Annotated in this window: 20 protein-coding genes and 1 pseudogene; 2 read left to right on the forward strand and 19 right to left on the reverse strand. The window is 44.3% G+C overall.

The window, feature by feature from the left end:
- Positions 1-20: 20 nt before the first annotated feature.
- From polA to citZ, 9 genes are all read right to left on the reverse strand, one after another.
- Entirely contained in the window at positions 21-2,651 is a 2,631-nt protein-coding gene (gene polA / locus NIE88_RS03415; RefSeq protein ID WP_253058818.1) for a DNA polymerase I, read from the reverse strand.
- 69 nt (positions 2,652-2,720) lie between these two features.
- Positions 2,721-4,433, reverse strand: a complete 1,713-nt coding sequence (pnpS, locus tag NIE88_RS03420; protein ID WP_253058820.1) for a two-component system histidine kinase PnpS — start codon at positions 4,431-4,433, stop codon at positions 2,721-2,723.
- Positions 4,414-5,109 (reverse strand): response regulator transcription factor, encoded by a 696-nt coding sequence (locus NIE88_RS03425; protein ID WP_253058822.1) that lies wholly within the window; start codon positions 5,107-5,109, stop codon positions 4,414-4,416. The genes pnpS and NIE88_RS03425 overlap by 20 nt, the downstream gene beginning before the upstream one ends.
- A 71-nt stretch (positions 5,110-5,180) precedes the next feature.
- The gene (gene pstB, locus NIE88_RS03430; protein WP_253059223.1) at positions 5,181-5,984 is read right to left on the reverse strand and encodes a phosphate ABC transporter ATP-binding protein PstB; all 804 of its coding nucleotides are present in this window, start codon (positions 5,982-5,984) and stop codon (positions 5,181-5,183) included.
- A 24-nt stretch (positions 5,985-6,008) separates the two neighbouring features.
- Entirely contained in the window at positions 6,009-6,893 is an 885-nt protein-coding gene (gene pstA / locus NIE88_RS03435; protein WP_253058824.1) for a phosphate ABC transporter permease PstA, read from the reverse strand.
- On the reverse strand, positions 6,890-7,855 hold the full coding sequence (gene pstC, locus NIE88_RS03440) for a phosphate ABC transporter permease subunit PstC (protein ID WP_253058826.1): 966 nt from the start codon (positions 7,853-7,855) through the stop codon (positions 6,890-6,892). The genes pstA and pstC overlap by 4 nt, the downstream gene beginning before the upstream one ends.
- Before the next feature lie 132 nt (positions 7,856-7,987).
- Positions 7,988-8,917 carry a phosphate ABC transporter substrate-binding protein gene (locus tag NIE88_RS03445; RefSeq protein ID WP_253058828.1) on the reverse strand — a complete coding sequence of 310 codons (930 nt, stop codon included), beginning with the start codon at positions 8,915-8,917 and terminating at the stop codon, positions 7,988-7,990.
- Between the two features lie 251 nt (positions 8,918-9,168).
- Positions 9,169-10,437, reverse strand: coding sequence for an NADP-dependent isocitrate dehydrogenase (gene icd, locus NIE88_RS03450; RefSeq protein WP_253058830.1), 1,269 nt, complete (start codon positions 10,435-10,437; stop codon positions 9,169-9,171).
- An 83-nt stretch (positions 10,438-10,520) separates the two neighbouring features.
- Positions 10,521-11,636: a citrate synthase gene (citZ, locus tag NIE88_RS03455; protein WP_253058832.1), complete on the reverse strand. Its 1,116-nt coding sequence runs from the start codon at positions 11,634-11,636 to the stop codon at positions 10,521-10,523.
- A 349-nt stretch (positions 11,637-11,985) separates the two neighbouring features.
- On the opposite strand from citZ, the gene ytvI reads away from it, so the two are divergent.
- Positions 11,986-13,125 (forward strand): sporulation integral membrane protein YtvI, encoded by a 1,140-nt coding sequence (gene ytvI, locus NIE88_RS03460; protein ID WP_253058834.1) that lies wholly within the window; start codon positions 11,986-11,988, stop codon positions 13,123-13,125.
- A gap of 3 nt (positions 13,126-13,128) precedes the next feature.
- On the opposite strand, the gene NIE88_RS03465 is transcribed toward ytvI, so the two are convergent.
- The 10 genes and pseudogenes from NIE88_RS03465 to NIE88_RS03510 all read right to left on the reverse strand — a co-directional run bounded on the left by NIE88_RS03465 (position 13,129) and on the right by NIE88_RS03510 (position 25,235).
- Positions 13,129-13,530, reverse strand: coding sequence for an FxsA family protein (locus NIE88_RS03465; RefSeq protein WP_253058835.1), 402 nt, complete (start codon positions 13,528-13,530; stop codon positions 13,129-13,131).
- A 19-nt stretch (positions 13,531-13,549) separates the two neighbouring features.
- Entirely contained in the window at positions 13,550-13,972 is a 423-nt protein-coding gene (locus tag NIE88_RS03470; RefSeq protein ID WP_253058837.1) for an acyl-CoA thioesterase, read from the reverse strand.
- 175 nt (positions 13,973-14,147) lie between these two features.
- Positions 14,148-15,584, reverse strand: a pseudogene (gene pyk / locus NIE88_RS03475) (pyruvate kinase); the annotation flags it as partial.
- 21 nt (positions 15,585-15,605) lie between these two features.
- Positions 15,606-16,565, reverse strand: coding sequence for a 6-phosphofructokinase (gene pfkA, locus NIE88_RS03480; protein ID WP_253059225.1), 960 nt, complete (start codon positions 16,563-16,565; stop codon positions 15,606-15,608).
- 30 nt (positions 16,566-16,595) lie between these two features.
- A complete protein-coding gene (gene accA, locus NIE88_RS03485) occupies positions 16,596-17,603 on the reverse strand; it encodes an acetyl-CoA carboxylase carboxyl transferase subunit alpha (RefSeq protein WP_253058839.1) in 1,008 nt (335 codons plus the stop codon).
- Complete coding sequence (gene accD, locus NIE88_RS03490) at positions 17,588-18,460, reverse strand: acetyl-CoA carboxylase, carboxyltransferase subunit beta (RefSeq protein WP_253058841.1); 873 nt, start codon at positions 18,458-18,460, stop codon at positions 17,588-17,590. The genes accA and accD overlap by 16 nt, the downstream gene beginning before the upstream one ends.
- Positions 18,461-18,767: 307 nt before the next feature.
- Positions 18,768-22,163, reverse strand: coding sequence for a DNA polymerase III subunit alpha (dnaE, locus tag NIE88_RS03495; protein ID WP_253058850.1), 3,396 nt, complete (start codon positions 22,161-22,163; stop codon positions 18,768-18,770).
- Between the two features lie 67 nt (positions 22,164-22,230).
- Entirely contained in the window at positions 22,231-23,145 is a 915-nt protein-coding gene (locus NIE88_RS03500) for a DHH family phosphoesterase (RefSeq protein WP_373689401.1), read from the reverse strand.
- Between the two features lie 70 nt (positions 23,146-23,215).
- Entirely contained in the window at positions 23,216-24,529 is a 1,314-nt protein-coding gene (locus tag NIE88_RS03505) for a DRTGG domain-containing protein (protein ID WP_253058861.1), read from the reverse strand.
- A gap of 22 nt (positions 24,530-24,551) precedes the next feature.
- Positions 24,552-25,235: a metal-dependent hydrolase gene (locus NIE88_RS03510; RefSeq protein WP_253058863.1), complete on the reverse strand. Its 684-nt coding sequence runs from the start codon at positions 25,233-25,235 to the stop codon at positions 24,552-24,554.
- Between the two features lie 249 nt (positions 25,236-25,484).
- Between NIE88_RS03510 and NIE88_RS03515 the strand changes: the two genes are divergently transcribed.
- The gene (locus NIE88_RS03515; RefSeq protein ID WP_290446290.1) at positions 25,485-26,582 is read left to right on the forward strand and encodes a M24 family metallopeptidase; all 1,098 of its coding nucleotides are present in this window, start codon (positions 25,485-25,487) and stop codon (positions 26,580-26,582) included.
- Positions 26,583-26,676 lie beyond the last annotated feature (94 nt).

The raw sequence follows: 26,676 nt of genomic DNA on the forward strand, positions 1-26,676 counted from the left end.
TTCTCTATGTTTCTGTGATTTTATTTTGCGTCGTACCAAGTCGGTCCAAAGGAATGCTCAACCTTTAACGGAACGCTCAATTGGATCGCGTGTTCCATGATCTCCGGCACAAGTCTGCTCATTGTTTCTAGTTCTTGGTCAGGCACTTCAAAGATCAATTCATCGTGCACCTGCAGCAGCATCCGCGATTTCAATTTTTCTTCATTAAGCCGTTGATCCATAAGGATCATCGCTTTCTTGATCACATCTGCCGCGCTGCCTTGAATCGGTGTATTCATCGCTGTGCGTTCAGCAAAGCTCCGGCTGTTAAAATTTCGACTGTTAATATCCGGCAAATAGCGCCGACGGTTGAGCAGTGTTGTCACATATCCTTCCGATCTTGCCTTTTTTACAATACTTTCCATATAATGTTGAACACCCGGATAACTTTGCAAGTATTTCTCAATAAATCGCGCCGCATCTTTGCGAGTGATTCCCAGATTCTGCGAAAGTCCGTAATCGCTGATTCCATAAATAATTCCGAAATTTACTGCTTTTGCATGACGGCGCATCAGTGAGGTAACTTCATCTTTTTCAACACCAAATACATCCATCGCTGTTTTCGTATGGATATCCATACCGTCAATAAACGCCTGCTTTAAGTTCTCGTCATCAGCAATATGTGCCAAAACGCGCAGCTCAATTTGTGAATAGTCTGCAGAGAAAATCTGCCAGCCCTCTTTGCTTGGAAGAAATGCTTTGCGGATTTTTCTGCCTTCTTCAAGTCTGATCGGGATGTTCTGCAAATTCGGATCGGTCGAGCTGAGTCGACCGGTTTGCGTTAATGCCTGGTTGTAGCAGGTGTGCACATGTCCGGTTTTCGGATGAATGACCTTAAGCAGACCTACTACATATGTTGATTTTAATTTACCAAGCTGGCGAAAATCGAGAATCCTGTCAATGATTTCATGGCGGCCGCGCAGCTTTTCAAGAACATCTGCCGCAGTCGAATAACCTGTTTTCGTTTTTTTTATTGGTGGAAGCATGAGTTTCTCAAACAAAATTTCGCCCAGCTGCTTTGGTGAATTAATATTGAAGGAAACACCCGCCATCAAATAAATGTCATGTTCAATTATATCCAGTGTTCGATCAAGTTCATCACCCATCGCAATCAGGGTTTCGCCGCTCGCTTTAATCCCTGTAAATTCCATCTTTGCAAGCACCCGGGCAAGCGGCAGTTCCAGATCAAAAAGCAATTTCTTCTGCTTATTCTCGTCCAGTTCCTGAATTAATTTTGGTTCCAACTGCAGCAGCGCGGCTGCTTTTCTGCCGAGATGCTGCGCTTGGCCATCTTCTTCAGGTATCTTCCTTTTTGCACCTTTCCCATAGAACGCGTCGTCGGTTTCGATATTCGAAATGCCGCGTTTCGTAGCGAGCAGTGCCAAATCCTGTCCAGCTTCTGACGGATCAATTAAATAGGTGGCCAGACGTGCATCAAAGGAAATGCCCTTCAGCGAAATCCCCCGCCACTTTAAAGCTACTTCGGCTCGCTTGCTGTCAAGCAGTACCTTTTTCTTTTCAGGGTCTTCCAGCCATTTGCAAAAACGTTCGTCTTTTAGTGCGTGTTCGGTCTCTATAAAATAGGTACCCGTGTTATTTGCGACTGCAAATCCATTGATTGCTCCATAATGATAATTTTCATCAAGCATCTGCACAATCAGCGCACTTGGAGATACCAGTTGTTTGGATGAAAATTCGGATACGGTGTGAACCGAAATAGCAACAGCCTCTGTTTCATTTTTCTCCGATCCATTCGCGTCCAATTTATCAAGAAGAGACTGAAAGCCCAGCTCACGAAATAAATCTTTCAATTGATCGTTGAATTCATGCGTGTATGCACATGATTCTGTCGTCACCGTCACAGGCGAATCGTTATCAATAGTCGCAATTCGTTTGCTCAGCAATGCCTGTTCTCTATTGAGTTCCAGCTTCTCTTTCAACTTTTTTCCTGACACTTCATCAATATGATCATAAACGCCTTCAACGGTTTTAAACTGTTTGAGCAGTTTGATCGCTGTTTTTTCTCCAACACCGGGTACACCCGGAATGTTATCCGATGCATCGCCCATGAGCCCCTTCAGATCAATCACTTCCCGCGGCTCGATCCCATAGCGTTCGCGAACTTTTTCCACACCATAATCAACAGTATCGGTGATTCCTTTGCGTATTAAGGATACCCTTACGTCTTCATCAACAAGCTGAAGATAGTCTTTATCTCCTGTCACAATCCGGACATCAAAACCTTCATTACGGGCTTTCCGAGCAAGCGTTCCAACAATATCATCTGCTTCGTAATTGTCAAGTTCATAGCGTTTGATCGCCATTGCATCAAGCAATTGATGAATAAGCGGAAATTGCTGCGACAATTCCGGCGGTGTCTTCTGGCGGCCGCCTTTATATTCTTTATAGGTTTCATGACGGAAGGTCGTCTTACCCGCATCAAAAGCAACAAGCAAATGTGTCGGCTGTTCTTCCTCAATCACCTTCATTAACATCATCGTAAAGCCATAGACTGCATTGGTATACATGCCTTGATTATTGCTAAGCAGCGGCAAAGCAAAAAAAGCGCGGTATACAACGTTATTTCCATCAATTAAAACTAACTTTTTCATCATGTTCCTCCTGAAAGCAAAAGAAAGCCTGTGTTGCTTCTTCTTATATTCTAAAGCAACACAGGTTATTTATCCAATCAGAGATGGAGATTTTTTAAAGGTGATCGTAAACGTCGATCCCTTACCGAGTTCGCTGTCTACATGAATTCGACCACCATGTGCCTCAACCAGATGCTTGACGATGGCAAGTCCCAGTCCGGTACCACCGGAGTCTCTGCTTCTGGCTTTATCCACACGATAAAATCGTTCAAAGATGCGAGGTATCTGATCTTTTTCGATTCCCATTCCGTTATCGGCAACGATGAAATCGGCCTCTTGCTTACGCTCGTGAATGGAAACGGACACAGTTCCATTTTCCGGAGTATACGAAATTGCATTGGTAATCAGATTAATCATGATTTGCCGAATACGAAAAGCATCGCCCATAATGAGTCCCTCATTACCCTGCAAATGGCTTAGGCGTATCTTTTTAGCCTCTGCCTTACCTTTAAGCATGAACAGCACACTATCCAGCACATTACTTAATGAAACCTGACTCAATTGGAGTTTGAAATGTTCTCGCTCGATTTTCGACAACTCCAATAAATCAGTGATCAAGCTTTGCAGGCGCCGTCCTTCGTGAAGCATAATATGTAAAAATTGATCCCGCAGTTCTTTGTCGTCTATTGCTCCGTCAATGAGCGTTTCTGCAAATCCGACCAGTGATGTGACGGGCGTTCTGAGCTCGTGAGAGACATTGGCGACAAAGTCTTTACGTGTATTCTCCAGTTTCTTGATGGCGGTGATGTCGTGGAAAACAACCACAATTCCTCTTACTTTATTATGTTTATTCAAAACTGGTGCACATGACACGTCAAAGTGTTTTCGTTCGATATGAACCGAAAGCTGCAGCTGCCGCACTAATTTTTCTTTTGTTTCAAACGCCTCGTCAATGAGTTCCCGAACTTCTTCATAGGGAACCACTTCATGATAATCAGCGAGTTCCCAATGCGATGCGCTTGTCTGAAAATCTTCTTTAAATGTTTGATTGACATAATTGATGCGTCCGACCCCATCAATGAAAATCAGACCGTTTCCTATATTTTCGATCAAGGTTGACATGCTGTCCTGCTGCCGTGTATACGATCGATGAAGTTCGTGCATCGCATCCGAGATACGGTTCATCGCCAGGTTAAGACGCAATATGCTTTCCCTTTTTACCGAATCCGAAGCAATCATATTATAAGAACCTTCAAGAAGATTCTCACCCATTCGTGCGGCAAAACGTATCGGTCTTGAATAGGAACGGACTAAATAATCACGATAGGCGAGCACCGCAATGCCGAGCGCAACAAAAAAGAAATAAACCAGATTAAGACCGACAATGGTTGTCTTAGGTCCGGTAATTTTCAGGGAAACATCTGGTCGGCTGTCATTTTTCAACGTTTTTATGTATATTAAAGAATCGCCCGATTGATGCATGCCGTCCATCTGATCGAGCGTATTCTTCTCTTTGCCTGCTGTTGCAAAGATCAATTTTCGATTTTCATTGTAAAAGGCAATCTGTATCCGTTCTTTCTGGGCAAATTGAGAAACAACCGATTTATTTTCGGCCGCTAAAACCTGCCCATGCGGAACGACAATTGATTCGACCGAGTTGGCACGCGTGTTCATCGTTCGCAGATCGTCATGAAGAAGAGCCACCTGAATCACTTCATTTGAAACACAGACGATGAAGAACAGACATATGAGAACAAATCCCCACCGCACCCAAATTCTTGTATCAAACCTTTGGCTCTTCAAATTTATAACCCAACCCTCGAACTGTTTTAATATACAGCGGCTTGCGCGTTACGTCCTCAATTTTTTCACGAAGATGACTGACATGAACATCAACGATCCGCGTATCACCTGCAAAGTCATAATTCCATACCGCGTTAAGCAATTGCTCACGTGTCAGCACTCTGCCCTTATGCTCCATCATATACACCAGAAGTTCAAATTCCTTTGGGGTCAAAATCATTTCTTCACCCTTGAAAACCGCTTCAAAATTATTCGGATACACTTTTAAATCACCGATCGCAAGCACTTCATTTTGCTCCTGCTTGCCAAGCTCCGTACGCCTTAAAATAGCTTTTACACGGGCCACCACTTCTCTCGGACTGAAGGGTTTCGTCATATAATCATCCGCGCCTAATTCCAGACCAAGTATCTTGTCAAATTCGTCATCCTTAGCCGTGAGCATCAGTATCGGAATAAATTGTTTCTCCTGCCGAAGCTGTTTGCACACATCCATACCGTCCATACCCGGAAGCATCAAATCAAGCACAATTAAATCCGGCCGCGTATCTCTTGCAAGCTGCAGGGCATCCGTGCCGTTTGTTGCAGTAAGAACATCATACCCTGACTTTTTCAAATTAAACGACAACAGTGTCACAATTGACGGCTCATCATCCACAACCATAATTTTCTTTGCCAAACACACCACTCCTTGCTACTCTCTTTATCATAACAATTTTAAACAGAAGATTCAGCAATGAGCTTGACCGATCAGCCGAAGCGTCCAGAAATATAATCGGATGTACTTTGCTTTTCAGGATTTGTAAATAAAGTTCTCGTCTGACCGAATTCAATTAACTCACCCTGGTAAAAAAATGCCGTATAGTCCGCGATTCGAGCTGCTTGCTGCATGTTATGGGTTACGATAATAATGGTATAGCTGTTTTTTAGTTCAAGCAGCAGTTCTTCAATTTTTGAACTGGAAACAGGATCAAGCGCGGATGTCGGTTCATCAAGCAAAATAACATCCGGTTTCAATGCGAGTGCACGGGCGATGCAGAGACGCTGCTGCTGACCACCGGATAAACTTGTTGCCGAACGGTCCAGGCGATCCTTTACCTCATCCCAAAGTCCGACCTGCTTCAAACAATCTTCCGTAGCATCCTTCAATGTTTTCTTATTGCGTACTCCGGCAAATCGAAGCGGAAGCTGGATATTCTCACTGATTGATTTTGGAAATGGGTTGGGCTGCTGAAATACCATGCCTATTTCTTTTCGCAATTGAACAACATCTAACTTCGGATTAAGAATATTAACATCCTTATAGCTGATAGTTCCTTCACATCGCGCGGAAGGAATCAAATCATTCATTCGATTGACTGTACGGAGGAATGTTGATTTTCCACATCCGGACGGTCCGATTAATGCAGTAATTGATTTCTCATGAATGGGAAGATTGACATCTTTAACCGCATGATTGTCACCATAAAAAATATTGACATTCTCCACATTAATCTGAATCGGAAGTTCCTTAGTCACCGTATTATTTGTAAAAGAAACAATATTTTTCTCCATTTGAATCATATCCATTCCTCCCGTTTATTTTCCTGAAAATTTTTGGTTAATTACTTTTCCAAGCATTCGTGCACACAAGTTAAAGAGCAGAACAAAGATTACAAGAACCGCGGCTGATCCATTGGCGATCGTCTGCACGTCTGGCATGATTCCTCCAGTATTTACCGACCAAATGTGAACCGAAAGCGTCTCTGCCGAACGAAACAGATTCAGGGGCGAGTTCGGTGCCGAAGGATTCCAATTGCCAAAGTCAAGATCCGGTGTCGAAAGACCGGCAGTAAACAGCAGTGCCGCCGATTCTCCAAAAACACGTCCTGCTGAGAGAATGACACCTGTCAAAATGCTGGGAAAAGCTGCTGGGAGAAGAATTGTTTTAATTGTGTGCCAGTGTGTCAGTCCCAGAGCCAAGCCGCCCTCTTTTTGATGGAGCGAAAGTGCATTAAAACCGTCTTCTGTAACGCGCACAATGACCGGAAGGTTGAAAACGGTCAATGCGAGCGCACCTGAGAAAACCGAGTATTTAAACCCAAAATAATTAACGAATACAAGCATTCCGAACATGCCGACAACAATAGATGGAAGAGAAGCCAGTACTTCAACACATGTTCTGATAAATGAGGTAAGTCTGCCGGGCTTGGCATATTCAGCAAGATAGATTCCGCCGCACACACCGATAGGCACGGTCAGAATCATTGTAATAATTAACACATAAAATGAGTTCCACAGCTGGTCTTTAATACCGCCTCCGGCTAAAAATGGGCTTGCGGATGTCGTAAGGAAATGCCAAGAAATGCTTGAGACACCCCGCACTAAAATATAACCTAACATCGAAATAAGTATGGCTGCCATTGCCGCAGCACATACAATAATCACAGAGAGGGCAATTCGATTCGTTATTTTACTGTTCATCGTTTTTCCCCCTTCTTTCCTATGAACCGAATGATGACGATAAACACATAAGAAATCAGCAGCAGAATTAATCCCAGCGACCACAATGCATCATTGAGCAAACTGCCTGTCGTTGTATGACCCATACTTAAAGTAATAATTGTTGTTAACGTTGCCGACGGATCAAGAATTGAAGAGGGAATTTTGCCCACATTTCCTATGACCATCTGCACGGCGAGTGCTTCACCGAATGCCCGTGACATGCCTAGAATGATTGCGGTAAGCAAGCTGGATCCGGCAGCAGGAATCACGACACGCCAAATCGTCTGCCATTTTGTCGCACCGATGGCGTAAGAGGCCTGACGTAAAGAGTCGGGTACTGCGCGGATGCTGTCTGCCGCAATACTTGCTACTGTAGGCAGGATCATGATTCCAACAACAATTGCTCCGGTAATCAAATTAAATCCGGTTCCACCGAAATGCTGACGCATAAACGGAACGACAATCGACAAGCCAATTAAACCATAGACGACAGAAGGGATGCCGACCAGTATTTCAATTACAGGCTGCATAATTTTGGCGCCCCATTTTTTTGCAATTTCCGCCATGAATAGAGCGGTACCAATTGCAATCGGTGTCGCAATGAGCGCGGCCAGAAAAGTTACAGCCATTGATCCGAAAATGAAGGGAAATGCGCCAAAAGAGGGGTTTTTTGCGCGATCCGGAAACCATTCCGTCCCTGTAATAAACGTCCAAAAATTAAGGCGATCAACAACAAAAGAACGAAGACCTTGTATTGTTAAAAATAACGTGATTGCTGTTACCGCAACGATCATAAGCAGCGCGCTGCCATAAATGAGCAGTTTTCCCCTGCTCTCGCTCGTTCGATCTGTCAGCCGAGAAAAAAAACCTTTTTCATTAATCAGCTTTGATCTGTTTCTGGATGCCGGTGCCGCATCCGTAACCACTTTGCCGATTTTCATCCTCACACCTCATTTACAGTTAGTCAAGAGACGCCCATATGACGACAAGCGGGATGTCACAGACCTTCCCGCTTAAGCCGCCATTGGACTTTACTTTATATTTAATTTGTCCTGCAATTTCTCAGGCAATAATTATTTGTCTGTTTGTTTGCCGTCAGCATCGCGCTGTACTTTCATATCTTTAACAGACAGATAGCCTTGAGCTGGAACATCTTTTGTCTGTACATCGTCGCTCATCATGAAGTCAAGGAATGCTTTAACCAGCTTCGACGGTTCGCCTTTTGTGTACATGTGTTCATAAGCCCATACCGGAAATTTACCTGAGCCTACATTCTCGTCAGAAGCTTCAACACCGTCAATCGAAAGCTTTGTTACTGACGTATCGTTCGCTGTGAAATATGAGAGTGCCATATAGCCGACTGCACCAGGAGTTTCAGAGATTATTTTCTTAACAGTGTTTGTCGAATCTTGAGTAATACCTTCAGCAGGTGTTTTATTGTCAAGAGCAAATTGATCGAATGTTGCGCGTGTACCAGAACCATCAGGACGGTTTACTAATGTGATTTTCAAATCTTTGCCGCCGACATCTTTCCAGTTCTTTACCTTGCCGGTGAAAACATCTTGAAGTTGTTTCTTAGTCAGATTTTTCACGCCGGCCTTCGGATTTACAGCTGCCGTCATACCAACTACAGCGACTTGATAATCTTTAAGTGCCTTTGCATCAATGTTTGATTTGCTTTCAGCGAACACGTCAGACATACCGATGTCAAAGTTGCCAGCCTGTGCTTCGCTCAAACCAGTACCGCTGCCTCCGCCTTGCACTTCAATCTGAACATCAGGATTCTTTTCCATGAATTCTTTAGCCACTTGTGCTGCGAGCGGTTGAAGTGCTGTTGAACCGCCGATTGTGATTTTTCCTGATAATGCTTCAGATGATGAGCTTGAATCTTTAGAAGAACTGCTGCTGTCTGAAGAACCGCTTCCGTTTCCACAACCACTAAGAATGAGTGTTAATGAAAGAACGAAAACCAGTCCAATCGCGAGCAAGTTTTTCTTTTTCATATGAATATTTCCCCCTCAAATGTTGAGTCACCTTATTGCACTTCTTATAGTAAGGCTTGACTTTTAAACGCATATAAACAAATTGTAAAGGTTTTGTAAAGACGAATAATGTCGAATAAAAGTCTTTATCTATAGCATGACCAGCACCGGATCAATAATGCGCGCAAAGCGTTTTTTTATGTGATTACAAAAAAGAGGAGACATTTGTCCCCTCTCTTAATCTACGTCAAATGAAATTGTAACTCGTTTAATTATAAATGGTCGATTAAAGCATCGGCAAACTGTGAGCATTTTACTTCCGTGGCGCTATCCATCAATTGGGCAAAATCAAAGGTTACCACTCCGCTTGAAATCGTCTTTTCTATAGCATTAATGATTCGCTTAGCCGGTTCATACCAGCCAATGTGTTCAAGCATCATGACCCCGGAGAGAATCACAGATGATGGATTGACTTTATCCTGGCCCGCAAAAGTCGGCGCAGTACCGTGAGTCGCTTCAAACAATGCGGTGCCTGTTTCATAATTGATATTCGCACCGGGTGCAATTCCAATACCGCCCACTTGTGCTGCAAGTGCGTCGGAAATATAATCACCATCTAGATTCATCGTCGCAACGACATCATATTCATTTGGATGCAGCAGAATCTGTTGCAAGAAATTGTCAGCAATTGCATCTTTAATTAAAATACGTCCACTGCTCAGTGCATCACTCTGGGCCTTATCTGCTGCTTCTTTTCCTTGTTCCGCAGAAATCGCCTCGTACTGCTTCCACGTAAAGGTCTGCTCCGGAAATTCACGCTCAGCAAGCGCATAGCCCCAATTCTTAAACGCACCTTCCGTAAATTTCATGATGTTTCCTTTATGAACAAGAGTCACACTTTTTCGACCTTCATGAATTGCATAGCGGATCGCTGCACGTACCAGACGTTCTGTCCCCTCTTTTGACACAGGTTTAATTCCGATTCCTGATGTTTCGGGAAAGCGGATTTGTGAAACATCTAACTCATTTTGAAGAAAATCAATGACTTTTCTTGCTCCTGCAGATTCAGATTCAAACTCAATTCCGGCATAGATATCCTCTGTGTTTTCACGGAAAATCACCATATCTACGAGTTCCGGATGCTTGACCGGCGATGGAACGCCTTCAAAGTATCGAACCGGCCGCAAACAGGTAAAAAGATCAAGCTGCTGCCGAAGCGCTACATTCAGAGAACGTATGCCGCCGCCAACCGGAGTTGTAAGTGGTCCTTTAATTGCAATCACATAATTTTTCATTGCATCGACGGTCGCTTGCGGAAGCCATTCACCGGTCTGATTATATGCTTTTTGACCAGCGAGTACTTCCTTCCAAACAATTTGTTTCTCACCTTTGTAAGCCTTTTTTACAGCAGCATTCAGCACCCGTGAAGCCGCCTGCCAAATTTCAGGCCCAATACCGTCACCTTCTATATAAGGGATGATCGGATGGTCAGGTACGTTCAGAATACTGTTCTGCACAGTAATTTGCTTTCCTTGTGTCACACTATGTACCTCCATTAATTTTTTTATCCGCTCTATTCCAAATTAATTGTAAATAATCACGCTCCACCATCATTAAATTCGGTTCAGCGCTGATCAATCGGTGCAACTTTTCTGAGACGCGCACCATTATATTCGGCACGTGGACGGATCAGGCGATTGTCGTTATACTGTTCCATGATATGTGCTGCCCATCCCGATGTTCTGCTGATCGCGAACACCGGCGTAAACAGATCATGATCAATGCCCAGTTCATGATAAAGCGTCGCCGAATAGAAGTCTGTATTCGGCAGCAAACCTTTTTTCTCTTTGATCAGGTTCTCTATTTTAACCGACATGTCATATAGCTTCCCGTCACCTTGAAGCCCGCTTATTTTTTTTGCCATCGTTTTCAAGATTCTTGCACGGGGATCACCATTTTTATAAACACGGTGACCGAAGCCCATAATTTTCTTCTTGTTTTCGAGCGCATTCAAAATATAATCATCCACCCACTCAATCGAACCGATCTTCTCCAGCATGTGCATGACTTGTTCATTTGCACCGCCATGAAGGGGCCCTTTCAAGGCACCGATGGCTGAAGTAATGCCTGAATACATATCCGACAGTGTCGCAACACATACCCGCGCCGTAAACGTTGACGCATTCAATTCATGATCGGCATGAAGAATCAGCGCTTTATCGAACATTTCCGCTGCAACTTCAGTAGGCGTGCAGCCCTTCAGCATATAGAGAAAATTGGCTGCGAATCCCAACGATTCATTTGGCGGGACAGGTTCCAAGCCTTTTCGGATCCGAGAAAATCCGGCGACAAGCGTTGCAATTTTTGCTTGAATACGAACCGCCTTATCCTTATTTGATTGCTTATCCATTCGTTCAGCATCAGGATCATAGATGCCCAAATTCGAAACAGCACTTCTCAATACAGCCATGGGATGAACATAATCAAGCGGATACTTCTTCATAAACGTAAATAGTTCATCTGGCACTCGCGCATTCTCAGCAAGAGTTCGTTTAAATGAGCAAAGCTGTTCGGTAGTGGGGAGTTCACCGTTCCAAAGTAAATAAACGACTTCTTCAAAGGTAGACCGTTCGGCTAAATCCTGAATACTGTACCCGCGATAGGTGAGCACATCATCTTTAATTGAACTAATCGTTGAAGTTGTTGCAACAACGCCTTCCAGCCCTCTCGTCGTTGTCAAATTGATCCCCTCCCTGCGGTAGAACTTTGCCAGGAATACATCGTGTTTAACATAAGTACATCTTCTATCTGAAAAATATCTGATAGGAAAATTCGGTACCCGTTAATCCGGTTGTTGTATTCTTAACAAATTTTTCCGAATACTTTTCGGATAAATAGTGATTAAAACCATGATCATAATTAAAAGCATCACTTCAATGTTATGAGTCTTATGCAAAATCGTTATCTTGATTATATCTGCTAAGGCGAAATTTGTGAACAATAATCACAATAATTCTTTGCGCCTTCGTTTTTTCAGATGTATATTAGCCGCTTGTCCGCATATGTATAAATTGAGGTGAGGATGAAACATGAACTCTCGGGAATCACAGCCGTTCATAGCCGGCCTATTCATTATATTGCGTGCCCTAGTTGTCGCAGCCTCTGCCGCAGCAGCCGTCGCGGCTTTGATGCTCGCCTTCCGTTATGCCTTGCCCTTTCTCATCGCATGTGCGCTTGCATTTTTAATTAATCCTATAGTGGTTTTCATTGAAAGAAAAACGAGGCTGCCCAGGGGAGCAGCCTCGTTTGTTGTTCTTTTTCTCTTTTTTTCATTAACTATAGGTACCTTATTGTTTTTTGCGATTGTCCTGATTAAAGGCGTATCCTCATTCTCACGTTCGGTTCCTGATGAAGTTCAAGTCCTTATCGGTGACATCCAAACGTTTTTCTTCTCAAATCTGCTTCCGTCATGGGAGCAGGCCATGCATATTTTTTCAGGGCTTCCCGGTGTTCAGCAAAAGGCGATACAGCTCAATGTAGAGAGTATGGCAGGAGCGCTTGTCGGCATGCTTCACGATCTTGCAGGACAGTTGCTCGCGAATCTGACACAGTTTGTTACAACGATTCCGGATACAATCATTTCCGCCATTTTCATCTTTCTCGCTTCATTCTTTCTATCAAAGGACTCTGAACGGATCAATAACCATTTTCACGCATTCTGTGCTCATTCTCCAATTGGAAGACCGATTGACAGAGTTTTGACTGAATTGAAAAAAACATGCATCGGTTTTGTTCGTGCCCAATTTTTACTCGTATTCATGACCGTTGTTCTTGTTTATGCAGGGCTTCTTATTTTAAGGGTCCCTCATCCTCTGACTATCGCTTTGATTACCGGCATTGTCGATCTTATTCCTTATCTGGGAACAGGGGCAATCTTCATACCATGGATTCTGTACCAGTTCTTCACGCACCACTATTTTTTCACGATCAGCCTGACCAGTCTGTACATTGCTTCCATCATCCAGAGACAGTTGATGGAGCCGAAAATATTGTCAGTTAATATCGGTATCGATCCGCTTGCCTCTCTCGTATCTATCTATTTCGGTTTTCGCTGGATCGGCATTGCCGGCATCGTGATCGGACCGCTTGTCCTTGTTGTGATCAAGACACTGTATCATACAGGCACTTGGCAGTCGATTTGGTATTACATTCTTGGTAAGAAGGCATGAACGTTATCGTCTTCTAAATGAAAGGAACGTGATTCCCCCATGATCGATCTGTTTGCGAATCCATCTTTTTAACCGCCTGATCAATAGGATTCTAAAGGCAGGGATCAGGAGCAAAAGGCCAATGACATCACTAATAAGCCCCGGCACGCACAGTAGGATTCCGCCGAAGAGCAGACCCGCCCCGTCAAGGAGCGGCTCACTGGGCATTCGTCTCATGTTTATGTCGTCACTGATCTTCTGCAGAATGGCAAATCCTTGCCTTCTGACTGTCCAAACGCCAATAATAATGGACAGGAAAAGAATCATAATTAAATTGAATCCGCCGATCAGCCCTCCGACATAGATCAACACACAAACCTCAGCAAGTGCGTAAAGCATCAGAATGATCAGAACTTTTTTCAGCACGGTAACAACACTCCTTGTTTTATGCTTGTTCCGAAGCTTTGACAATGAGTGCATGGAGCTCCGGATTTTTTCTTCTTATCGAAACCGGACGCAATGATAAATCTGTCCAACAGTGAGAACTGGATCCATCAACGAGTAGTTTTCGGTCTTTTTCCCTGTAAATTTTGTAGTCAAACGTTAATTTAATACTGTCATAAGCTCCGACGGTGGTTTCGACAAGGAGGGTATCGTCATACAGAGCCGGCGCATGATAATGTACATCAATGCCAAGAACCGGCATCATAAAGCCTTGTTCTTCCACTTTTCGATACGAAATGCCTAATTTCTGAATATAATCTGTTCGTGCAACTTCAAAATAATTCACATAGTGACTGTGATGAACAACACCCATTTTATCCGTTTCGTTATACCGGACGACGATCTTAGTAGTATTCCCATTCATGATAAAACACTCCTGCTATAAAATTTAATTTGTCAGGTTTAAATGAACTTCATGATGAAAAATTTAAGAGAAGGCACATATTTGCGCCTTCTCTTATCATAAATGATTAACTGTACGAATAAAAATGAAACAGTGCGGTGCCGTCATAACTCCGCCCTATTCTCACTAATTAGGCTTGTGTCAGATTTTCTCCAACCGTGTGGACACGCATAATGTTTGTCTTGCCTGACGCTGCTACTGGAAGTCCAGCCGTGATGACAACAAGATCGCCATCTTTTACCAGATCAGTTTTCTTGCCGCTATCAACAGCAATTTCAAACATTTCATCCGTCGTTTTTGCGAGTTCGCTCAATACCGGAGTTACGCCCCAAGCAAGACACATTTTGTGAGCAACACGTTCGGAACTTGTTACCGCGATAACCGGAGCTTTCGGACGGTAGTGAGATACAACTCGTGCGGTGTAGCCGCTCACCGTTGCTGTGATGATTGCGCCGACATTAAGATTTAATGCCGTATGAGCAACCGCTTCACCAATTGCAGCAGTAACCGTCGGTTCGCTTGAGTCACTTAATTTCTTGAGAATTCCTTTATAATCCAAAGCAGATTCAGCCTTCAACGCGATGTTACTCATCGTTGTAACAGCTTCGATTGGCCATTTTCCGGATGCCGATTCACCGGAAAGCATAATTGCATCTGTGCCGTCGAAGATTGCGTTGGCAACGTCGCTGGCTTCTGCACGCGTACAACGCGGATTGCGAATCATGGAGTCAAGCATCTGTGTTGCCGTAATAACCGTCTTGCCGACTTTATTGCACATCTTGATCAGTCGTTTTTGAACGAGCGGAACATCTTCCGGCGGAATTTCAACCCCGAGGTCACCGCGGGCGATCATCAGACCGTCAGACACTTCAAGAATTTCTTCAATATTGTCGACAGCTTCTTGGCTTTCAATTTTAGGGAAGATGTGCACATCTTCAGCGCCATGTTCCTTGCACAGATTGCGGATATCGTTGACATCTGAGGCATGACGAACAAATGAAGCGGCAATGAAATCAATGCCTTCGCCGATACCAAAGATAATATCGTCTGCATCTTTTTCAGTCATACCAGGAAGATTGATGCTGACATTCGGTACAATGATCCCTTTCTTGCTCTTCAAAACACCTGTGTTTAAAATTTTGTTATGAATAAGTCCGGCTTCTTTATCGATACCTGTTACTTCAAGTTCAACCAAGCCGTCATCAATCAAAATCTTCGAACCAACATGAACATCATCAATCAATTCTGCATAAGTAATCGAAAACTTTTCGGCAGTTCCGGCAACTTCGGTCGTTGAAATATCAACAGTTTTGCCTTCTTCAAGAAGAACTTCCTTAGTAGCCATGTCATGAGTGCGGATTTCCGGACCCTTTGTGTCGAGCAGAATGCCGATCGTTTTACCGGTAATCTTCATTGCTTCTCTAAGATTAAGCACTTTTTGATGATGTTCTTCATGATCACCATGTGAGAAATTGAAACGTGCAACATTCATGCCGGCGTTAATCATTTTTACAAGTGTTTCAACCGTATCACTTGATGGTCCCAGTGTACAAACAATCTTTGTCTTTTTCATTAATAAATTCCCTCCAGCAATTTATATGGATAGTACTTTTGCTAACTGATACAGATTTTCGTTAAACTCATGCTTTTTCGTAAGCAAATCGAGTATGTCATGAGCTACAATTTTATTATTCTGAATGGCGATCATCTTTCCTTTATCGCCGCCCAGAAGCAGTTCGACAGCCTTATTGCCCATTCGTGCTGCCAAAACACGGTCAAAAGCAGACGGTGAACCGCCCCGGACAACATGTCCCAAAACGGTAACCCGCGTATCCATGTTCGCCCTTGCTTTAACAGCTTTTGCAATCTCATCCGCATGTCCGACGCCTTCAGCCACGATAATTATATTGTGTTTTTTCCCGCGTTCAAGCCCCCGATTAAGCCGTTCCACAATCGAGTCCAAGTCTTCTTTCTTCTCTGGAATTAAAATCGATTCCGCACCGTCTGCAAGACCTGCCCACAGCGCCAAGTCACCACAGCCGCGGCCCATAACTTCAATAATAAAACGCCGCTCATGCGATGTCGCCGTATCACGAATTTTATCAATGGCATCGATAATCGTGTTCAAAGCCGTATCAAAGCCCAGAGTAAAGTCGGTTCCCGGGATGTCATTGTCAATCGTTCCCGGGATGCCGATCGTAGGAAAGCCGAGCTGAGTCAGTTTCACTCCGCCCATGAACGAACCATCGCCACCAATTACAACTAAACCTTCAATACCGAACTTTTTCAGTTGCTCAATGGCAATGGCACGGCCTTCCTCCGTTTTAAATTCTTCACATCGCGCCGTGTAGAGAATGGTTCCTCCACGCTGTACAATATCGCCTACATCGGAGACTTCCAGCTTCTTGATATTCCCGGTGATCAAGCCTTTATAACCATGATAAATACCGTAAACCTCAACTCCGCGATAAATGGCTGATCTTACAACCGCGCGAACCGCTGCGTTCATACCCGGCGCATCACCGCCGCTCGTTAGAACGCCAATCTTCTTCATCACAACAATCACCTCATTTTAATGTCAATGCTATTGCCTATCTGATGAATAAGAAAAAATTAATTGATTGGTTTGATTTTCCTGGACTGTCTCATAATTGCCGATTGCCCGGTACTTTGCTAAGCGCTGGTTGCGAACCTGATCAGCGGTTAACTGGCTTAATTCTTCAAAGGATTCAATAAGCGCTTGATCAATGAATTCTGCCTGCTTCTTCGGATCATGATGAGCACCGCCCAAAACCTCCGGAATCAGTTTATCAATAATACCGAGTTTTTTCAAATCGGATCCGGTAATTTTCATCGTTTTCGCTGCTTCTTCTGCCTTGCCGGCATCTTTCCACAACAACGCAGCGGCTCCTTCAGGCGAAATAACCGAATACCAAGCATTTTCAAGCATCAAAATATGGTTGCCGACGCCGATTGCAAGTGCACCGCCGCTTGCGCCCTCTCCAATCACCACACAAATAACCGGAACGGAAAGTCCGGACATTTCAAAAAGATTTCGTGCAATGGCTTCGCTCTGCCCTCGTTCCTCAGCAGCTTTGCCGGGAAAAGCACCTTTTGTGTCAATAAATGTAATAATCGGGCGATGAAACTTGTCCGCTTGTTTCATCAGACGCAGCGCTTTGCGGTAACCCTCCGGATGAGGACTTCCAAAATTGCGCATGATGTTTTCTTTCGTATCTCGTCCCCGCTGCTCGCCGATCACCGTAACAGGACGTCCATGAAACTTTGCGATTCCGGCAACAATCGCAGGATCATCGCCATAGAGACGGTCACCATGACACTCAATGAAATCCGTGAATAAGAGCGGAATGTAATCTAACGTCGTCGGGCGATTAAGCTTTCTCGCGACGCGAACACGTTCCCAAGGGGTCATGCTGCCATAAGTATCTTTTTCAAGATCCGCGAGGCGCTCTTGCAGATGATTCAGTTCGTCAGAAAGATCAATGCCTTTCTCATCCATGAACTTCTTTAATTCCGAAATCTTTTCTTGAAGCTCAAGAATCGGTTTCTCAAAATCTAATTCCGGTCCCATTCTTCGGCACCTCCTCCAACGTGGATCGACAAGACCTGCCCGAGCACAGTTCTCAGTTCAGAACGAGGGATGACTTGGTCAAGCTGTCCGTGTTTCAATAAAAATTCTGCAGTTTGGAAGTCATCCGGCAATTCCTCACCAATGGTCTGTTCAATAATGCGGCGTCCGGCAAAACCAATTAAAGCGCCGGGTTCAGCAAAATTGTAATCGCCGAGGGAAGCAAAACTTGCCGAAACCCCACCGGTTGTCGGGTGGGTCATAATGGAAATATAAAGTCCGCCGTTCTCGCTGAATGTCTTTAAGGCACCACTTGTTTTCGCCATCTGCATCAGGCTGAGCACGCCTTCCTGCATACGCGCGCCACCAGACGCGGAAAAGATAATGACAGGAATCCCGTTCTTATCGGCATATTCAATCAACCGGGTAATTTTCTCGCCGACAACCGAACCCATGCTCCCCATTCGAAAGCCCTTGTCCATAATGGCAACAGCGGCCTCAAAGCCTTCAATCGTACCCTTACCGGTCCAAACGGCTTCATTTAATCCGGTTTTCTTACGGTCCGACTCAAGCTTATTCATATAATTTGGAAACCGGAGCGGATTTAATGACACCATTTTCTCATCGAATTCCACGTAGGAATCCTGGTCGAAGAGCATCTCCGCACGATCATGAGCACCTATTGGATAATGATACCCACAAGACTGGCAAACAAACAAATGCTTGCTCAACTCTTTGACATACATGATCTTTTTACATTTCGGACATTTGCGGACAATGCCCTCTGGAACATCCTGCCTTGCCTTTGTGGATGGGACTGTTGCGTATTTTTTTTTCTTAGTAAAAAAGTCCTTCATCAAGTATATCACCCTCTTACTTTGTCAAAGCTGGAATTTTATCTTGCATCACAACATGTCACTTTTTCTTCACGCATAATTCAAGAAATCGTCGATTATTCACAAAAGCAGTTGTGGAATAAAGAAAAAATAAGTAAGTAATAAAAAATAAATAGCGCCGCATTCCATGATCATTCGACTACCCGTGAAAAATTCCTAAACTTCACTATTATAACAAACGTTTCACAAAAACATAAGCAACATGCAAAAGGAGCAAATTCCATCTGTATTTGTTGGATATGGCTTCATGTATTTTTTCTTCTTAAATGAACTAATCCGGAATTACACCGCGTTTAATCATCACATTTTTCTCGCCAAGAAGCTGCCGCATCATTTTAACAAACGATCTGTTTAAATCAACTGAGTATTTTGGGTCAAGCGCAACTGTTTTTTTATTTTCCTCATAATATAGAAAGATGCGATGTCTGCCAGGCTGCTTTGCAATTGCTGCTTTTACTTGTTCAAGCAATTGCGGATGGTAATGTGCGCGGTCAATTTTCAAGAAAAGCACCGATTGAAAGCCGGTCAGATAATCTTGCATACGCAGAGCCTGCATGAGCACCAGTTGCGCCTGATTGTCTTTTTTTCCTTTCGAATATTTTGCACGGATTACCACCATTTGCCCATCACGAAGAATCTCCTCAACCTTTTCATACGACGCGGGGAAACAAACGGTGTCAATCAAACCCGTTTCATCGCTTGCAGAAAAAAATGCCATCGGTTGTCCCGACTTTGTACGAATGCGTTTCACTTGTTCAATCATTACTGCCAAGGTTGCTATTTGCCCTTCCTGAAGGGTCTCAGCTTCGCTGACCGTCACAAACGATTTTGGCAGACGGGATCTGTATTCACTGATCGGATGCGCAGATAGATAAAAACCAAGCACCTCGCTTTCGTAGCGCATTTTTTCTGTTGCGCTGAGCGGCGGCACGTCAACGTAATCCGCTTCATCCACTCCGGAAATGGGAAAAGAGGTTTGCCCGCCAGCCAGTTTCTGTTCTTCTTCACCTAAGCTTAATGCGTGATCAAGTGTGGCAAGCAGTACGGCACGATCAATACTGAATGGATCAAACGCTCCGGCAAAAATCATTGATTCGATCGCCTTTCGATTTACTTTTCGCACCGGCACTCGGCGGCAAAAATCGTACAGATTTTGATAAGCTCCGTTCTTATTCCGTTCGGCTATGATTACATCAACCGCTCCGTTGCCGACATTCTTGATGCCAGTCAAGCCGAAACGTATGTTATCTCCTGAAGGTTCAAAACTGCTTAAGCTTTCGTTTACTGCTGGCGGAAGCAAGCGAATGCCGCAATTTTGCAATTCGCGAATGGTCGCTTCAATCTTATTAGGATTGCCAACGATTCCGGTAAGATGTGCAGCCATAAAGGCTTGAGGATAATGCGCCTTCAAATAAGCGAGACGATACGAGACAAAGCTGTAGGCAACAGCGTGTGAACGATTGAATCCATAGTTGGCAAATCGGACGATTAAATCAAAAATTTGACTGGCAACCGCTTCCGAATAGTGGTTCTGCACGCATCCTGACATAAATGTTTTCTTTTGATCTTCAAGAAGCCCGCGTTTCTTCTTCCCGACCGCGCGCCTGAGAATGTCTGCCTGACCAAGCGAATAGCCTGCCATTTTAACGGCAATTTGCATGATCTGCTCTTGATAAACAAGCACACCGTATGTTTGGCGAAGGATCGGTTCCAGATCGGAATGTGGATAAACCACTTTTTCCTCTCCGTGTTTCCGCCGCACATAATGATCGATAAATTGAGATGGCCCCGGACGATAAAGGGCATTAACGGCAACAATGTCTTCAAATTCAGTCGGCTGAAGTTTACGAAGCACTTGTCTCATGCCATCCGACTCCAATTGAAAGACACCCATTGTATCCCCGCGGCTGAGTAATCGAAATGTTTCAGAATCATTGAGAGGGATTGAATCAGCAGTCAGAGTTCCGTCTCTGAATGCAGCCGTTCTTTGAAGGACTTCTCTCATAAAAGTCAGGTTGCGCAAACCAAGAAAATCGATCTTTAATAACCCTAAAGCTTCCAGTACATCCATCGGGTATTGCGTCACAGAGACGTTATCATGGCCTTTTTGAACTGGGACAGTGTCCGTTAACGGTTGATCACTGAAAATAACACCTGCAGCATGAATGGACGAATGTCGGGGAAGCCCCTCTATTCGGCGTGCGAGAGCAACAAGATTGTCTGCCGCAGCAGATGACTGTACAAGGCTTCGCAATTTATCCGAACCGTTAAGTGCCTTTTCCAATGTCATTTTCGGAACAGCGGGGATCAGATGTGCAATGCGGTCAACGAGCCGTGGATCGCTCCCAAGCACTCTGCTCACATCACGGATCGCCGCACGCGCCGCCAATGTGCCGAACGTGATGATCTGAGCAACATGCGCATGTCCGTATTTTTCGCATGCATAGTCAATCATTTTGTCGCGATCGACGTCAGGAAAATCTAAATCAATATCCGGCATCGTCACCCGTTCCGGATTTAAAAAGCGTTCAAAAAGCAACTGATATTTAATTGGATCAACTTCAGTGATTTTCAATACATAAGCCACAAGCGAACCCGCAGCTGAACCGCGACCGGGTCCAGGCATATATCCTGCCATACGCGCATGCGCGACAAGATCGGCAACAATGAGAAAGTAATCATTAAAGCCCATCTCATTAATGACGGATAATTCATAGCGAAGACGCTGCTTAATCTGTTCCGTTGTATTTGAATAGCGTTCCTTTAATCCTTTTTTGCATAACGACAGCAATCGCTGTTCAGCAGATTCGCCCCTGGGGAGCGGAAAGTCCGGAAATCGTACGCGGTCAAATGAGAAAGTGACGTTACACACTGCAGCAATTTCTCCCGTCAATGAAACAGCCTCAGGCAGATCGGTAAATCTGCGCGTCATTTCATCAGTTGATTTAAAATCAAAATCATAACCAGTTTGCTGACGGTCTGTTAACTTCGTGCCCTCGCGTATGCACGTGAGACAGGCATGTGCTCTCTCGTCTTCTTTATCGAGATAGTGAATACTGTTGGTAGCAATCAGGCGAATCGAGTACCGCTTTCCAAGTTCCCGCAGCTGTCGTTCGATTTTTTGCTGTTCATTTAAATTTCCGTTCCGCTGAATTTCAAGAAAAAAGCGATTGTCAAAAAGAGCATGCAGCTTTTCCGCAAGCCGGTTTGCACGCGCCTCGTCCCCTAAAGTAAGAAAGCGATTGATCGGCCCACCCGGCCCGCCAGATAAAGCAATCAAACCTTCTGCATATTCTTTTAACTGAGGTAAGGAAATACACCCGCGATTACTGAACTGTACAAGTGAAGCAAGTCTGACAAGATGCTGATAGCCCAAATTGTTTTGTGCCAATAGGATAAGTGCCGGTATCTCCTGCGAATGTTTTGAACGCGCTGCATGTTCCCCAGCTGTTTCCTCATCAATTGCCAGTTCTAGCCCAATCAGCGGATGAATACCTTCCCGTATGCATCTACGGTAAAAAGGAATGACGCCGTACATCACATTCCGATCAGTCAGCGCAAGCGCCTTTTGTCCGGTACGTTTAGCCAGATCAACCAAATCGTCGATCCGGCACGTACTGTCCAGCAAGCTATATTCACTATGTACATGAAGATGCACAAACGGCATGCGTCTTTACCCCTTTTTTATAACTTATTTCTTAGTTTTGTAATTAATAATAAGGATCCGGTAACATTTATTGCGCACAGAGCGCACGCAAATCTGCAATGAGCAGATCTGCTTCTTCCCAGCTCGCCACGGTTGCCCCGGATGCCATTGGATGTCCGCCTCCATGATATTTTGCGGCCAATTGATTAATAGCGGGGGCTTTCGATCTGATTCTTGCTCGAATCACCTCACCTTCTTCTGAAAACAGAACCCACGCCTTGATATGGGCAACATTGGAAAAACAATTGACAAGCGCCGATGCATCAGATGAAGTCAAGTGATAGGAGCGAATCACTTCTTGAGTCAGCTTCACATAACCCACGCCTTCTTCAGTTAGCGTGAACTGTTCCAGAACATAGCCGTTCAAGCGGGTCTGCTCCAGACTGCGCTCATACAGTTGAGCAAAGAAAGCTTGACGATTAAAAGGCAGCCTGACAAGCTCTGCCGCTGCAAGAAAGGTGTCTGCGGTAACATTGCTGTATTGAAATCGTCCGGTATCGCCGACAATGCCCGCATAAAGCAGACGCGCCGCCTCTTTCGATAGAGTGAATTCCGGATGGCTTCGATAAATTGAGCAAAGCATTTCACTCGTTGAACTCGATTCCGTATTCACCCATTCAGGTTCCCCATAGGAATCAACGACCGGATGATGATCAATTTTTACCAGATGTGCACCGCAGCTGTAACGCTCATCAGAAATACGCTCCCGGTTCGCTGTATCGCAGACAATTACCAATGCATTTTTATAAACCGCGTCGTCAATTTGATCCATTTGAATGAGAAATTTCAGCGAATCGGATTCTTCGCCGACAATATAAACGTTCTTGTCCGAAAAATTATCTTTGATCAGGAAGGCAAGTCCTCCCTGAGAGCCAAGGGCATCCGGATCGGGACGAACATGTCTGTGTATAATAATCGTCTTGTATTGTTTAATCAGATTCATTATTTTGTCAATCAATGAAAATCCTCCTTAAATCGGTCGGTGATTCGCAGTCTGCATTACCTAATCGGCCTTAGTAACGGTCGATGAATTGAGCATTCAGCAACGCCTTTCCGCAGAGCTGACCATCGACAAATAACTCGATATCCATTTTTCCGTTTCTTCGTGTCATTTCAAGAATTTTCGGACGCACCGTTACAGTTTGTTCCAATTGCACCGGCTTGAAAAAGTAAAATGAGAGGTTATCCACAACTAGATCGCTTCGACGCAAATGATTCAGTACGCGCCGGCACACGGTCGCCACCATTGAAGTCATGACCCCATGTGAAACCGAACCTAAATAATCGCTCATTTGCGGTGTTACATTGAATTGAAACATATAATGATTGTCTTCTGAATAATCCTTAAGCTGGGACGATACAATGTCTTCAATCGTTTCACCCATTTGCGGCTGCTGCTGAATCATCTGCAGTGCTTTAAGCACATCACGACGTGTGATCATCCCAAGGAGATGATGCTGCATATCAACAACCGGCAAACCATCGACGCCTTCCCAGATCATACGATGCGCGGCCGCCGCAACAGAGGTTGTCGGATTGACAACAAGCGGCATTGGCGTCATCACTTCTTCAATCGTCTGAGCCTTTTGATCCTTCAAAATATCCTTCATTGCCGCAATACCGACCACTTTCATCTGCTGATCCACAACCGGGAAACCACTGTGCGATGTACGATGATTTAATTCATACCATCGTTTCGGCGAATCGTAAGTAAACATAAACTGCGTTTGAGCAAAAGGAATCATAATATCTGAAACATGAACAATCTCCTTTTTAATCAGTTGATCATAAATCGCCCGATTAATTTTCGCTGCTACGGTAAAGGTGTCATATGAAGTAGAAATCACCGGGAGCTGTGTTTGATCAGCGAGCCTTTTTACTCGGTCGCTTGTATTGAAACCGCCGGTAATCAACACCGCAGCCCCTTCTTTAAGTGCATATTCGTGAACGGATTCGCGATTTCCGACAATCATCAGGTCATTCGCACCTATGTAACGTTTCATTGCATCCATTTCCATCGCACCGATAACAAAGTGATTCAGTATTCGTGAAAGGCCGGCGATTCCCCCGAGTACTTGTCCGTCAACGATATTGACGACCGTTTTGAATGTCAGTTTTTCAATACTTTCTTGTGTTTTCTGTTCAATCCGAATCGTCCCGACACGTTCAACCGTGCTGACCAATCCGCGGATTTCCGCATCTTTGATCGCCCGATATGCCGTCCCTTCGCTCACTTGAAGCACTTTAGCTGTCTGTCGAACAGAGATCTTGCTTCCAATTTCAAGATCAGCTATATATTTTACTATTTGGTCATGTTTTGTCTCCATATCAATCGCTCCAAACGGATCTTTACAAGTTTAGTGTTTGACCAGGCGACAAGACATATCCATGTCCATCAAGCTGATCGGCAAATTTCCCGGCATCCTGAACAATAACGGGAAATGTATTGTAGTGAATCGGAACGACAGTCTTTGCCTTAAGCCATTTTGCTGCCTGCAACGCATCGTCAGGTCCCATTGTGAAGTTATCACCAATCGGTAAAAGTGCCAGATCAGGACTATTTTGTTCACCAATTAATTTCATATCAGAGAAAAGTGCAGTATCTCCTGCATGATAGATTGTCTTTCCTTCAATGGTCAGTAAAAGACCGGCGGGCATGCCCGCATAAATGATCTGCCGGCGGGCACTGTCCGTGATGCTCGAACCGTGGAATGCCTGGGTCATCTTGACTGTCCCAAACGAAAATTCGTGCGAACCGCCGATAGACATGCCATGGACGTTCAACCCCTTCCAGCCAAAGTAGGTCGCAAGCTCGGCAATGGCGACAACCAGAGCGCCATCACGTTCGGCGATCGGCTGAGTATCTTCAATGTGATCGCCATGCCCATGGGTCAAAAGAATGGCATCAATCTTGGGCAGATCATCAATAGTTAGAGGTGTTTTCTGATTTCCGCTAATAAAAGGATCGATGATTAAATTTCCTTTGGCCGTTTCAATTAAAATTGTCGAATGACCGACATAGGTAATTTTCATTTATTATGTCACTCCTTATTATAGAACATCAGTTCGTTTTTTAACAGCAAAAACTTTTTATTCATTCACCTTATTGATTTAAAATTTATTATACACTAGATAGACCAGAATTCGCATAATACAGGATGGGAGCAGACAGTGAGTAGTGAATCTACTCTCTTTTTCTTACGAAATCCTCGCGAATGAACCCCTGATTCATTTAAATTGTGATACATTATTAGTATTACGAACAAACTGGAGTGACCTTAATTGTCAGAGAAAATGGAGCAAATTGAAGCTTGGCTGCGTAAGCAGGAAGGCAGGTTCGCCTATATTGCCGATCCGACAAATGTCTTCTATCTTACTCATTTTAAATGTGATCCTCACGAACGTTTTCTTGGTTTGTTTCTCTTTCCGGATGATGAACCTTTCTTAATTTGTCCGGAACTCGAAGTTGGTCAAGCACAAGCTTCTGATTTCGGCCATGAGGTGATCGGCTATCGCGACGATCAGGACCCATGGGATTCGGTTAAAAAAGCTTTAAGCGGCCGGCATGCTGCATTCAGTAAAGTATTTATCGAACCAAGTACTCTGCCATATAACAAAGCTTTGGCATTAAAAGCTATTGACGCCCAGATCGTATTCCAGTCCATTGAAAATTTTCTTGCCGGCATGCGCAATATTAAGGATGCAAGCGAACTTGCTGCAATGAAAAAAGCAGGAGAGGTTGCGGATTACGCAGTTAAATTAGGTATCGATGCAATTAAAAAAGGCCGAACAGAAACAGCAATCATTGCGGAAATTGAGCACGAACTGGCCAAGCAAGGCTATTCTGAGATGGCGTTCGATACGATGGTTCTTGCCGGAGAAAATACGGCAAAGCCACACGGCTATCCTGGGAACCGTCAGATCCGTGAAGGTGATTTCGTTCTTTTCGATCTAGGCGTTGTGATTGACGGCTACTGCTCTGATATCACGCGGACCGTATGTTACAAACATGCCTCCGACGAACAGTACAAAATTTATGAAACAACACTGCAAGCAAATCTGACTGCAATCAAAGCCGTCCGTCAGGGGCTTAGAATCGGTGATCTGGACATAGTAGCCAGAAAAGTAATTACTGATGCCGGGTATGGTGATTATTTTACCCATCGGCTTGGACATGGTCTGGGACTCGGCGAGCATGAGCAGCCGTCCATGAGTGCGGCAAATAATAAAACATTAACAACCGGCATGGTATTTACAATTGAACCGGGCATTTACGTTCCCGAAATCGGCGGCGTCCGAATCGAAGACGATGTCTATTTAAACGAAAACGGACCGGAGACATTGACTCATTATCCAAAGAAACTTCAAATCATCAGTTGATTTCAGACATGTTCGATGCAATTCCAAGTGAACGTCAATCTCTTCTCGCCTTTAGCCCAAAATGCGTTGCAGGTCCAAGTCCTGCAACGCATTT

The sequence above is a fragment of the Sporolactobacillus shoreicorticis genome (assembly GCF_024125445.1).
Classification (GTDB): Bacteria; Bacillota; Bacilli; order Bacillales; family Sporolactobacillaceae; genus Sporolactobacillus; species Sporolactobacillus shoreicorticis.